The sequence below is a fragment of the Gluconobacter roseus genome, from assembly GCF_046058915.1.
In the GTDB taxonomy this organism is placed as follows: Bacteria; Pseudomonadota; Alphaproteobacteria; order Acetobacterales; family Acetobacteraceae; genus Gluconobacter; species Gluconobacter roseus_A.
On record NZ_CP175538.1, the window covers coordinates 2,246,472 to 2,259,509 of the forward strand.

The window sequence follows — 13,038 nt, forward strand, 5'->3', positions numbered from 1 at the left end:
GTCGGCAATGAACTGGACCCGCAGCGTGATCCGTGTCCTGCTGACCCTCATCGTCCTGGCCCTGGCCATCGGACTGGGGCGCACGATGTGGGACATCTATGTCCTCGCCCCCTGGACCCGTGACGGCCGTGTGCGCGTCTATGTCGTGGATGCCGCCCCTGAAGTCTCGGGCACGGTGGTCGCCGTGCCGGTCGTGGACAACCAGTTCGTTCACAAGGGCGATCCGCTCTTCGTGCTCGATCCGGTGCGCTTCCGCCTCGATATCGACGCCGCCCGCGCCCGGGTGGCCGGGGCCGAGGAAGACCTCAAGCTCCGCAGTTCCGACGCCAAGCGCCGTATGGGCCTGGGCGGCATCGTCTCGGCGGAAGAGCAAGAAGACTTCAATTCCAATGTTGAAACCCAGCGCGCCAAGGTCAACGCGGCCAAGGCCGAGCTGAACACCGCCCTGCTGAACCTGCAGCGCTCGACGGTCTATTCCCCGGTGGACGGCTACATCACCAACCTCAACCTGCGGGTGGGTGACTATGCCCATGCCGGCGTGTCGGGACTCGCGGTGATCGATGCGCACAGCTACTGGATCAACGGCTACTTCGAAGAAACCAAGATGCACGGCGTGCATGTGGGTGACGAGGCCCGGATCAAGCTGATGGGCTACAAGCAGATCATCATGGCGCATGTCGTCAGCATCGGCCGCGGCATCAACGACCAGAACGGCGTGTCCGACAAGCTGGGCCTGCCGGAGGTCAACCCGATCTTCACCTGGGTGCGTCTGGCGCAGCGTATTCCGGTGCGTCTGGAGTTTGACAACGTGCCGCCGGAAATCACGCTGGCGGCCGGCATGACGGCCACGGTGACGATCGGGCGCGAGACGCCGGGTGCGCGCGGGCGTCTGACCACCTGGCTGCAGAACCACCTCTGACATGTCACGCTCTTCTTTCCCCCGGGCCGTAGCCCTTCGCAGTGTGGCTCTGGCCCTGGGCACCTGCCTGTCGCTGACAGCGTGCACGGTGGGGCCGAACTTCAAGCCGGACAAAATCAAGGTGCCCGACGCCTTCGTCGAGCAGCCCCACCCGGCCACGGCAGATGCGCTGGCGCAGTCGGCCGAGGACATGAAGGACTGGTGGGCGCAGTTCCATGACCCCATGCTCAACGAGTTGGTGGAACAGGCGATCAAGGGCAATTACGACCTGCAGATCGCCTCGCAGCACATCATCGCCGAGCGCGCCGTCCGCCGTCAGGCGCAGTCGGCCTGGTATCCGCAGCTTGATGTGGCCGCGGGTGGTGGCGATGACCGCTACTCCATCAACGTCGATAACTGGCCGATCCGTCCGGGCAATCCCGCCAACCGTCCGGAAGCCTCGGTGCTGACCTATGGTGCGCGGGCGAGCTGGGAGATCGACCTGTTCGGGCATATTTCCCGGCAGGTGGAAGAGCGCAAGCGGATCGTCGAGGAATTGATCGAGAACCGGCGTGCGGTCCTTCTTGCACTGCTGGCCGAGATGGCCACGGATTACGTGACGCTGCGCTCCGTGCAGGAGCGTCTGACCGTCACCGAACGCGCCATCGACGTGGCCGTGCGCTCGCGCGAACTGACCGAAAAGCTTTACACCCATGGTCTGGGCAACACGCTGGCCGTGGCGCAAGCCCAGACGGAAGAGCATCTCGAACGCTCGCGTCTGGCGCCACTGCACGAGCAGGAAGAGCGGCTGATGCATGCCATCGCCGTCCTTGTCGGCGACATGCCGGGCCAGCTTGAGGAAGAGCTGGAAAAGCGCCGTCCGATCCCGGCCCTGCCGCACTTCCCCGACAGCCTGCCCTCGATCGTGCTCGCCAACCGCCCCGACATCCGCGTGGCCGAAGCCGAATACGCCGCCGATACGGCGCGTGTGGGCATTGCGGTGTCGAACCTCTATCCGAAATTCATGATCCCGCTGACGTTCAACCCGAACGCGTCTGCCGCCTATCAGGCATTCCAGGCGGGCGGCATGGCGTGGAGCTTTATGATGATGGCGACGCTGCCGGTCATCCATGGCGGCCGTTACACCGCTGCGATCGCGCAGGCCCGGGCCGAGGCCGAGGGCAGCCGTCTGACCTACCGCAAGACGGTGCTGAAGGCCTTTGCGGAAGTCGAGGATGCGATGGGCGACTGGCGGCATAATGCCGAGCTGGTCGAGGAGCTGAACCAGGCTTCCGTCGATGCCGGCCTCGCCCGCGACCGCGCGCAGAAGCTGTTCACGGCCGGTCTGACCGGCTACCTGAACGTGCTGACGACCGAGCAGACCGCCCTGTCCGCCGAGGACCAGGCCGTCGTCGGCCGCCTCGCCCGCGTCCGCAACGCCGTCGCCCTTTACGTCGCCCTCGGCGCCGGATGGCAGGGCAAGGCCCTCACCGACACCAGACTCCCCGTCGAAGTCAAACAGCAGAACGCTTTCGTCAGAGCCTTTACTCGGTAAGGCAAAAGCGCTGGACACCTGAACAGGAGACGCAGAATGAAGCCGGCAGTGTTTCGTTTTCTCTTGCTCCTGTCAGGTCTTTGTGGACTGTCGTCCCATGCCTTTGCGGCTGAAAGCTCGGCCATTGAAGCGCCCGGTCCTCTGGGGCCGCTGGCAGGGACCTTCGTGAATGCGGGGGCTGGTGCGCCCGTTGTCCTGATGATTCCGGGATCCGGGCCGACAGATCGGGACGGGAACTCGGCTCTCGGTTCGAAGCCTGCGACACTGCGGCAGATTGCGGATGGGCTAGCGAAACGCGGCATTTCTTCCGTCCGGATCGACAAGCGCGGCATGTTCGGCAGCAAACAGGCCGTAGTGGATGGTAATCACGTCACAATTGCGGATTATGCCACCGATGTGCGGAACTGGATTTCCGTCATTCGGGGCAAGGTCGGGGTACGCTGTGTCTGGCTCGTAGGACATAGTGAGGGTGGGCTTGTCGCCCTGGCGGCCGTGCAGGGACAGGCAGATATCTGCGGACTGATCCTTCTGTCCACCCCCGGTCGGCCTATGGGCGAAGTCCTGCGCGGCCAGCTTCATGCTCTGCCTTCCGCGCAGACGGTGCTGCCGCAGATTGACGGTGCGATCGATGCGCTCGAAGCCGGGCATCATGTGGATGTCCAGACGCTTCATCCCGGTCTGCGCCAGCTGTTTCATCCAGCCGTTCAGGACTTCATGATCGATCTTTTTCATCATGACCCCGTCGCTTTGCTCAGGGCGTATCACGGTCCGGTCCTGATCATTCAGGGGGCGGCGGATCGTCAGATCAGCGCAACTGAAGATCTGCCCCTGCTGAAGGCAGCTGATCCGAAGGCGCAGGTCGTTCTGCTGCCCAATGTGATCCATCCTCTTGCGGATCTGGGTGTTGCTCCGGCTGCGGATGGATCACTGCCGCTGGATGGTGCAGTAGTGTCTGATATTGCAGAGTTTGTCCTGAAACATTGACCCCAGCCCCGTGCGATCACACATCTGGGAATAACGGAGGATCAGAAATGGCAGACGACGGACATCCCGCAGAGGATTATCTTCGACCAAAACTGCAGGCTCTGATCTCAGACGGTGTGCGGGCCGGGTTCCCGCAGGATGAAGTCATTGCGGTCCTGATTTCCTTGCTGGATGAGGGGCCTGAAGAAGACGGGGAGATGAGATGAGCGACCCATATTCGGTACTGGGCGTTTCGAAAACGGCAACGGACAAGGAAATCCGCAGCGCGTATCGGAAACTGGCCAAGCAGTACCATCCGGACCACAATCCGGACGACAAGAAGGCCGAGGAACGGTTCAAGGCGGTTGGACAGGCCTATAACATCGTCGGCGACAAGGAAAAGCGCGCGCGTTTCGATCGCGGCGAGATCGACGCCGAGGGGCAGGAGCGTGGTCCGTTTGGCGGTGGCTTTGGCGGCGGCGGATATGGTCCGGGTGCGGGCGGTCCGCGTGGTGGCGCACAGGGTTTTCAGGGTGGCTTCAGTCAGGAAGATCTGGGATCTTTCTTTTCAGACATGTTTGGCGGTGGCTTCAGTGGCGATTTTCAGCCGGGCGGTTCGGCCGGACGTCGTGCCTCAAAGGGGTCTGACCGCCGTTATGCCGTGACGATCTCGTTCCAGCAGGCCGTTCTGGGAACGTCGCTTGATCTGGCGCTGGGTGAGGGCGGGCATACGGAGGTCCGTATTCCGCCTGGTGTGGAAGATGGCCAGACCCTGCGCGTGCGTGGCAAGGGCTCGCCCGGACGCCCAGGAATGGATGGTCAGCCGGGTGTGCCGGGGGACGCGCTCCTAACGATCACGGTCACGCCTGACAGCCGTTATGTTCGTGAAGGACGGAACCTGCGGATGACGCAGGATGTGGATCTCAAGACCGCCATTCTGGGTGGCAAGATCGCGGTTCCCACGCCAAAGGGCGATGTCTCGGTCAAGATTCCGAAGCATTCCGACAGCGGCAAGGTCCTGCGTCTGTCCGGTCGCGGCATCGGTGCGGATAAAAAGCATCCGGCTGGTGATCTGCTGGTGACGTTGCAGGTTCATATCGGTACTGTCTCCCCCGAGCTGGAGGCCTTCTTCAGCCAGCAGGAGAGCTGAAGACATGGGGATGGTGCGTCGCGTCCGGTCGAGACTGCCGGAATGGCCGTGGAGTGACATCATCGGCGGCATCGTGGCGTTGATCTTCGTGCTGGTTCTCTGTCTCATCAGTACGCACGCACTGATCCTCGCCGGGGAGTGGCATTTGCCCTAAGATGCGGCCCGTCTTCTGGTTTCTGACGGGTTCTGCATGACCGCTTCCTCCTTTTCTCCGGCCGGGGCTTCCGCTCCGGGGCTGCGCCGTAAGGCTTTTACGGTTGTTCTGGCCATCGAGCTGTGGGAGCGGTTCGGATATTACGGCATGCAGGCCGTCCTGACGCTGTTCATGGTCGAACAGCTCCGGATGACCGATGCCGCTGCCAATCTCATGATGGGCGCCTTCGGGGCGCTGACCTACATTACGCCGCTGATTGGCGGCTTTATCGGTGACCGTGTTCTGGGCGCGCGGCGGACGACGGTCATGGGGGCGCTGCTGCTGACCTGTGGCTATGCTTTTCTGGCCGCAGCATTGCAGTTCCATACGCTGCTTCTGGTGGCGATGGCCCTGATTTCCACGGGAAACGGGCTGTTCAAACCCAATGCCGGCAATCTGGTCCGCCGGATCTACAAGGGCGATGATGCTGCCCTCGATGCGGCATTCACGCTGTACTACATGTCCGTCAATGTTGGCTCGGCTGTCTCCATGATGCTGACGCCCTGGCTTCAGATTCACTATGGCGCGCCGATGGCTTTTGCGACCTGTGCAGTCGGTCTGGGGATCGGGCTGGTTTATTACATGCTGCGTTCCAACTGGCTTGAAGCGTCCACTCCCGCGACTGAAAAACAGCCGGTACCCCTGTCGCGCTTCGGATTGGTCGGGGCTGGTCTTGTCCTTCTGACAGTCTTCAACGCCTGGGTTCTGGGTAGCGATACACTGGCACGGCTCTGCGTGATTGCAGCAGGCGCGGGATTGGCTGCACTCTGGGTTGCTCTTTATGTGAAGGCGCCTCAGGCGGAGCGGCCCGGATTGCGGCTGACCTATCTGCTGGGCCTTCAGGGCACGATTTATCTCGTGTTCTACCAGCAGATGATGACGTCCCTGACGCTGTTTGCGCTACGCGGCGTTTCCGGCGACTACCGGATCGGCGAGATCACGCTCTTTCACATGTCGGCGGGACAGTTCCAGGTTCTCAATTCCGTCTGGATCATGATTCTCAGCCCGGTTCTGGCGTTTCTGTACAAGCGCGCAGGAGGGCAGCAGAAGCAGATGTCCCACGCCCGGAAGATGCTTGTTGGTTACGCCATGGTAGCGATCGCGTTCGGTGTGTGGTGGATGGCCGCTGCCCATTCGGATGGACTGGTGTCACCCTGGGTCATGGTCGTGGGATATGGCTGCCTATCTCTGGGCGAGCTTCTGACAATCGGACTGGGACTGGCGGTTGTGGCCTGTTATTCACCGGCGCGGCTGAGTGGTTTCATGATGGGCGCGCTGTACCTGATGTGGGGAATTGCCATGTATGTGGGCAGCCTCATTGCCAATCAGGCAGCGCTGCCACCGGAACTTGCGGCCGGAGGTGGCGGGGCCATTCTCTATGCCGGACTTTTCCGGACGCTGTGTGAAGTCGCAGCCGGGGTCGTGATCATTCTGGCATTTCTGGAGCCTCTGACTCGGCGCTGGGATCAGGAACACGTAAGTGTGATCGCAAAATAAGTCAGAAATACTGTAGCGTTAAACTTTTGTAATCCGGGAGAAATCTCCCGATTAAATCTGCCTCCGGTTTTCACAAACTGTGTTGCCGGAGACATATTATGAAAACAGACATCTTCGTCCCTCTATTCTGGACCGATTTCGGTCTGTATGACATTGGCCCGCTGCTGGACTGAAGGTCGGCAGCTGCCATGGTGCCACGGGGAGACAGTTTCGAAGATGGGGAAGTTCGGACAGGATTGGACCAAAGGCTTACTGACCGCCTGTGCCATGACGATGGTGCTTCCCGGCGTTGTATCTGTGGGCCATGCGCAAACAACGCCCGCAGGTGTCGTGGACGGACACCAGAAAGCTGCGGCTGCCACCAGCACCGCAACCATGGGCACCCCACAGACCCAGACGAAATCCATCACGCCCGTGCCACTGCTCGTGAAGCCGGCCCCTACGAAAACAGGTGTGGAAACGGCTGCGAAGACGTCCGATTCAACGGAAAACCGCTTCTTTCCGGCATCATTTCATGACTGGCTGACCCAGAGCACCATGACAGGTGACTGGGGTGGCTGGCGCACCTGGCTGACCGATAAGGGCATCAATATCGGTGGGCACTATCTTGAGGACAGTGCGGGCAATCCAATGGGCGGCAGAACCAAGGCCGTGCGCTACGCGGATGAATTCGGCATCAATGTCGATTTCAACCTCAAGAAGCTGACCGGCCTGAATCTGGGCATGTTCCACACGCTGATCACGGCGCGTCAGGGTCTGGGCATCGGGGCCACGCTGCCGGCGATGGATAGCCCGCAGCAGATTTTCGGCTCGGGTGAGACGGTGCGTCTGACCCGTCTGTCCTGGGAAATGCCCTGGAACAAATACGTCACGACCGAGGTCGGTGAGATCAACACCGAAAACGATTTCGAGCAGTCCTCGGTCTACTGGGGCATGAGCCAGTACTGCCAGTTCGAATCGAATGCGATCTGCGGCATGCCGCAGTCCATTGCAATGAATTCGGGCTATGGCTGGTACCCGACGGCGCATCCGGGTGCCTGGGTGAAGTTCTATCCGGCCGGGAATGACCATTATCTGGTGCAGTTCGGTGCGTATTCGGTCGATCCGGTGATTTCGAACACGCATAACGGCTGGAAAATGAACCTCCATGATGCGACCGGCACCTATCTGCCGTTCCAGCTCGGCTGGCATCAGGGGGGTAAGGACGATTACAGCGGCCCGCTGCAGACCAACATCAAGATTGGCGGCTACTGGGATACGTCCGAAGTCAGCGACGTCTATTCGCATCTCGGAAGCTTTGGTGTGCCGGCGCAGTACCTGATTTCGGCCCCGAGCGAAAAGGTGCGCGGACGGTTCGGTGGCTGGTTCCAGTTCGACCGGATGCTCCAGCGTGACCAGGGCGATCCGAACCGCGGCACGACGTTGTTTACGTCCTTCACCTGGGGTGATCCGCGGACGTCTGTCGCACCGTATTTCATCACTTGGGGTATTACCCGCAAGGGCACGTTCCGTGACCGTCCGAATGATACGATCAGCATCGGTATGAAGATGCTGTGGGTGAACCCGAAGCTGACGATCTGGGCCCGTCAGATGCAGGCGGCCGGGGCCGAAGGCATCAACAAGCCGTCCGGCGAGCATGCGCTTGAGCTGAACTATGGCTGGCGTCCGACGCCGTGGCTCGTGATCCGTCCGGGTGCGCAGTATATCTGGAGCACGGGCGGCACGAACCGCTACAAGAACCCGCTGCTTCTGGATTTCGAGACGGGCATCACCTTCTGATCCCGTCGCCCGGAAAGACCGGATGTGAAAAACGCGCCGCTCCTGAAAGGGAGGGCGCGTTTTTCATTTTTGGCGGTATGAGGCGGATTACAGATCCGTCGTGAAGGAAAACTTGAAGGTGCGGGGCATGCCCTGCATCAGGTACCCGTTGAAAGCCGAGGACCAGTAACGCGTGTTGGCCAGGTTATCGACGCCGAAGCGCAGCGTGACCGGCGTGTGATGCGTCACGAACGTATAGCGTCCTGCCAGATCAAAGCGTGTCCAGACCGGGATATGCAGCGTGTTGGCCGTGTTGACCCACTGCTTGCCCGTGTTGACCACGCGGCCCACGACCGTAGCGCCCTTGAGGAACGGCAGATCGTATTCGAGGTTGCCGTTGATCGTGTAATTCGGTACGCCGATGGCCGTGTTACCGTCCTGAAGGCCGCCTGCCGTATGGCGCAAATCTGCCTGAATGACCGTGCCGCCACCATTGAAGCGCAGGCCGGGCAGGATCTCGCCGTTCACGCTCAGTTCGATGCCACGGTTGCGCTGCAACCCGTCTTCGCGGAAGGCATATTTCCCTGAATCGCCAACAGCCACCGAATAGGCATTCGGCTGTGAAATTTCATAGACGGCGAGAGCGGCGCTGAAACGGCCCGTGTCGTATTTGGCACCGACTTCGTACTGGGTGGATTTGTAGGGCGGGAAGATCTCGCCAAGATTGACCACGTTGCCTGTTGCGGTTGGTCCCTGCGAGAGCCCTTCAATGCGATTGAAATACAGCGAAGTCCGACGTGTCGGGTGGATGACCAGCCCGACGACTGGCGTGATGGCGTCCTGATCATAGTGGCTGTTCATCGCGCCCTGACCGGTCGTGCTGTAATTATAGCCGTTGATGCGCATGTTCTGGTACCGGAAGCCGCCCGTCAGGGCCACGCGGTCATGGAAGAAGGACATCGTGTCCGAGAAGAACAGGCTGTATAGGCGCGTGCGGTTGATCGTCTGCGGGTCATTGACGACACCGCCGGTGAAGGTCTCGGCCCGGGACGCGAACTGCGGCGTATTGTAGATGTTGGTCGCGCCGGGCGTGAGGGCCATCGCATAGGCGGCGGCACTGTCTTCCCACAGACCGGAGCCGCCGGCGTTGATCTCGTGGCGGACAGGGCCGGTGCGGAAATGGGCGCGGACACCCGCGCGGGTGCTTTCGTTGGTCTGATCGTACGGCACATACATGGCCCCGGCGGTCCCGGCGCCGGTTGTGCCATTGGTCACGGTCGGGTTGGAGTAGTTGCCCTTCTCGTTGCTGCTCAGGGCTCCGAAGGCGCCATAGAGGGTGATATTCTTCGTCAGGTCATGCTCGACGTTCAGCATACCGAAGACATAGTTCAGGTCGTTATAGGCCCAGCGCTGACCGAAATTGTGCGAAGGCGCAGCGGGGCGCGGAACGGATGTGACATCGCTGCCCAGGAAGATGGCGGGTCGGCCACCATTCACGCCCTGGTTTTCGTAATCGATATCCATGGTGATTCGGGTGCGGTTGTCGCGGTCATGCCAGTCGAAATCCGCGCCCAGCGTTGTGGAATGGCGGTATTCATCCGTGACGGAATCCTCGCCGCTCTTGCCTGCGACGTTCAGGCGCACACCGAAGGCCTTGTCCTCGCCAAAACGACGGCCGACATCGATGCTGCCACCGCCCATGGCGCTGCTGGTGTAGTCGCCCGTGATGCGGGTGAGGGGAGCGTTCGTCGCATGCTTGAACAGCAGGTTGATATTGCCGCCAATGGCGGAACCGCTAGGTGCTGCGCCGTTGAGGAATGCGCTGGCGCCGTTGAGAACCTGCACCTGATCGTACAGTTCGGGCGAGACAAGCTGGCGGGGCGTGATGCCGTACAGACCGTTGATCGAAACGTCGTCCCCGTCCACGGCAAACCCGCGGATGACGAACATTTCCGAGAAATTGCCGTAGCCGAAAGTCGTGCGGACGGAAGGGTCGTTTTCCAGCACTTCGCTCAGCGTCTGGGACTGCTGGTTGAGGATCAGGCTGGAATTATAGCTGCGGATGTTGAACGGAACATCTAGACCCTTCTTGTTGCCCAGCGCGCCAAGCTGTCCGCCGCTGCTGACTTCCATCTGATCCCGCCGCCGGGCCCGGACGATGATTTCCTCGTCCCGGGAACTCTGCTGAGCCGTAGTGTCGGGCTTGTTGGGAGGCTCTGCCGCCTTGGCCTTCGATGGGACAGAGGCCGAAGTTACGGGCGCAGGGACAGGATCGGCGGCAAGGGCGGAAAAGGCTGTTCCTGCCAGAAGGAGGCAGGACAGGCGCGCAGCCCACAGGGGCTTTGAAACAGGTGCAGAAAACAATGCGCGCACGAAAACCTCGGAACAATGAACAGTCGCGCTGTTTTACGATAATGCGATTTATTCGCAATTAAATTGTGATGGCTGAGTGTAACCGGATACAAAAAAGCGGGACCCAGCCGGGCCCCGCCTTGAAAAACAGTTGATCTGTTCCGCGTGCTTTAGAGGACGACGGTAAACTGAACGCCGAGCACGGCTGCGTCATGGAACGTCGTCGTTGCACTCGGGCGCTGGATGTACTGGAAGTCCGGCTGGAGCGCCATCGCGCGGGCGATATGGGCGGAATAGAACAGTTCGTACACGTTCTCATGGCTCTGTGGACCATAGACCGCGCCCCACTGGTTATCCTGATAGGGCAGGCCGAGAGCCAGGGACGATTCCTGCTGCAGGGCCGCCGTATGGCTCATATCGAAATGCTGGTACATCGCACCGACTGTATCAAGCGGACGGCCCCATGCAGATCCGGTATCGACCACACCGGCCCATTCGTGATCGCGCATCGCAACGGTCTGGCCATCGCTGTACATCGCACCGGCCAGGGCAATCAGGCCGTTCGTGTTGCCGGGGCCATTGCGCATCAGCATCTGGTCAATCATGAGCCAGGCGCTGTTACGGCCGGCTTCGTAGCGACGGGGCAGACCCGTAGCCTGCCAGGAATTGCCATGAATGTCCTCATACAGATTCGCGTAACGCGAATTGTCGTAGGAATAGCCGATGACATAATGGCCCTGAAGCTGGTTATGGCCGAAGCGCGGGGTCCAGCCGATTTCAACCGGGGTGGAGAACTTGCCAAGGCCCGACTGCGCCCAGGACCAGCCCGAGATGCCGCCGTTATAGGAATGCGGACTGACAGCGAATAGGCCCGCCATGATGTACGTGTCCATGGTCGGCATCACGCGGACCACTGCACCCAGATTGCCCGACGGCCAGTCACGGTTGCCTTCGGTGTATTTGTTCGGGGCGGGATTGCCGCACATGGCGACGTTCATGAAGTCGCAGAACAGCGGGGAGGCGGCAAAGAAGCTGCCGACCGGAATCCAGCCCGCACTGACGTCGATGCGGTTATGAACGAAGGACATCTCGCCATACATCGCGACCATATGGGCCACCACGTTGCCTCGGGCGCCGTAGATCTGCTGCACGCCTGCAATGGAATCGCCGAAATTACGCGAAACGCTCTGACCGTGACCGTTCACGACCAGGGCGTGGGTCCAGAAGTTCCGGATGCCTGCGAGCTTGTCCCAGTCAATATCCAGTTCGATGCCAGCCTGTCCGGCGTCGGAATAGGCGAGCTGCTTGCCACCCGTGAAGTTGCCGGCAAACTCTTCGTTGATGGCGGCCATGAGATGGATGCCGTGCTTGAGCAGCCAGGGCTGCACACCGCCCCAGTCGCCAAGGAAATGCTGAGAGCCCATCGGGGCAGAGAAGTAGGGACCCGGATCACCCGCCGTCTGGTTGAACCCGGAAACGGTGTTCTGCATGATCGGCGTGTTGCTGCCACCATTGGCAGGTGTCTCGCTGTTCTGGGGCGCGGGAGAGGACAGCGCAGCTTCGCGGGAAACGCGGTTGCGGGCGCTGTTGGGGTCAGGCGCGGACTGGGCCTGTGCGCTCTCGACGGTGACGGCCAGAACGGAAACGGAAAAGAGCCCCATCAGGACAGACCGCAGGTGTTCGGAACGGATTCGGGAAGAAGTCCGGGCGAAAGAAGCGAGTACAGTCATGAAGCGGGCTTGGCCTTTCAATGGAATTGAGGAAACGGAAAACTGGCGGTCGTCCAACTTTCCGGAACGTTGTGAGGCCCCGGAAAGACTGCTGGTATCGGTACGTGTCTCGTACGCGCAGACGAACCCGTGGCGCCAGGGTCGAACGGGGAGGCGCGCCAGAGTTTGGAAATACTGAACGCATGGAGCCGGAGATGTTTCTCCGACATGGCCTTGGCGTAATTTGCCAAAGCCGGGAAGTCCTGTAGCGTAAAAATCAGAGATTTTCTCTTTTTTCATTACAGGAGATTGCCAGATGTTCCTTCGCTCCCTGTTGGCCCCGGGTTTCCTTGGCGTTTCGCTCGCTGCGGCGACCCTTACTGGAATGATTACCACTGAGCAGGCTTCTGCCGCCATCCCGGCTGCGACTGTTCCGCTAAAGTTGATGACTGTGGCTGTTCAGGGCAACCAGCAGATTTCGACTGCGGATATTCTTCAGGCGTTCGGATATCATGCCGGTGATACTGTCACGCGCAATGATCTGGCTGCCGCGCAGAAGCGGGTGGGGACCCTGTATTCGTCGCGCAATGTCGGGGCGAGCCTGGGAGAGCAGATGAAGATTTCCGGCAAGGGTGTCTCCGTCAAGCTGATCCTTGAAGAACAGGCCGCCGGTACTGCGGCACAGCCAACCGCTCTGGTGCTGGACAAGGTGGAGTTCCACGGAAACAAAAAGGTCTCGACCGCAGATCTGGAAGCGGCAACGAAGCTCCGCGTTGGTGGCTTGGTCTCGAATGAACAGCTTTTAGCTGACCAGCAGGCCATTCAGGCTCTGTACAAGAGCAAGAATGTCGGGGCTTCGTTCCAGCCGCAGGCGACCTATCCCAACCATGACCAGCATGTGGTGCTGATCTGGGAGATCCACGAGCAGGACGGAAAGTCCGCGAACTGACGGCACGGCCGTTA

The 13,038-nt window shown here is 60.7% G+C and carries 9 protein-coding genes; 7 read left to right on the forward strand and 2 right to left on the reverse strand.

Features of this window, described 5'->3' with window-relative positions:
- Positions 1-7: 7 nt before the first annotated feature.
- From ACJ2A4_RS10530 to ACJ2A4_RS10555, 6 genes are all read left to right on the forward strand, one after another.
- Positions 8-919 (forward strand): biotin/lipoyl-binding protein, encoded by a 912-nt coding sequence (locus ACJ2A4_RS10530; RefSeq protein ID WP_408872779.1) that lies wholly within the window; start codon positions 8-10, stop codon positions 917-919.
- A 1-nt stretch (position 920) separates the two neighbouring features.
- Complete coding sequence (locus tag ACJ2A4_RS10535) at positions 921-2,453, forward strand: efflux transporter outer membrane subunit (protein WP_408872780.1); 1,533 nt, start codon at positions 921-923, stop codon at positions 2,451-2,453.
- Between the two features lie 48 nt (positions 2,454-2,501).
- Positions 2,502-3,437: an alpha/beta hydrolase gene (locus ACJ2A4_RS10540; RefSeq protein WP_408872781.1), complete on the forward strand. Its 936-nt coding sequence runs from the start codon at positions 2,502-2,504 to the stop codon at positions 3,435-3,437.
- Between the two features lie 202 nt (positions 3,438-3,639).
- On the forward strand, positions 3,640-4,566 hold the full coding sequence (locus tag ACJ2A4_RS10545) for a DnaJ C-terminal domain-containing protein (protein ID WP_194260486.1): 927 nt from the start codon (positions 3,640-3,642) through the stop codon (positions 4,564-4,566).
- Positions 4,567-4,756: 190 nt separating this feature from the next.
- Positions 4,757-6,256 carry a peptide MFS transporter gene (locus ACJ2A4_RS10550; RefSeq protein WP_408872782.1) on the forward strand — a complete coding sequence of 500 codons (1,500 nt, stop codon included), beginning with the start codon at positions 4,757-4,759 and terminating at the stop codon, positions 6,254-6,256.
- 216 nt (positions 6,257-6,472) lie between these two features.
- On the forward strand, positions 6,473-8,035 hold the full coding sequence (locus ACJ2A4_RS10555; protein ID WP_408872783.1) for a carbohydrate porin: 1,563 nt from the start codon (positions 6,473-6,475) through the stop codon (positions 8,033-8,035).
- 87 nt (positions 8,036-8,122) lie between these two features.
- On the opposite strand, the gene ACJ2A4_RS10560 is transcribed toward ACJ2A4_RS10555, so the two are convergent.
- Together ACJ2A4_RS10560 and ACJ2A4_RS10565 are read right to left on the reverse strand one after the other, a co-directional pair.
- A complete protein-coding gene (locus ACJ2A4_RS10560) occupies positions 8,123-10,387 on the reverse strand; it encodes a TonB-dependent receptor (protein ID WP_408872784.1) in 2,265 nt (754 codons plus the stop codon).
- Positions 10,388-10,536: 149 nt separating this feature from the next.
- Positions 10,537-12,096, reverse strand: a complete 1,560-nt coding sequence (locus ACJ2A4_RS10565; protein WP_194260491.1) for a carbohydrate porin — start codon at positions 12,094-12,096, stop codon at positions 10,537-10,539.
- A 295-nt stretch (positions 12,097-12,391) separates the two neighbouring features.
- On the opposite strand from ACJ2A4_RS10565, the gene ACJ2A4_RS10570 reads away from it, so the two are divergent.
- Positions 12,392-13,024: an FtsQ-type POTRA domain-containing protein gene (locus tag ACJ2A4_RS10570; RefSeq protein ID WP_408872785.1), complete on the forward strand. Its 633-nt coding sequence runs from the start codon at positions 12,392-12,394 to the stop codon at positions 13,022-13,024.
- Positions 13,025-13,038 lie beyond the last annotated feature (14 nt).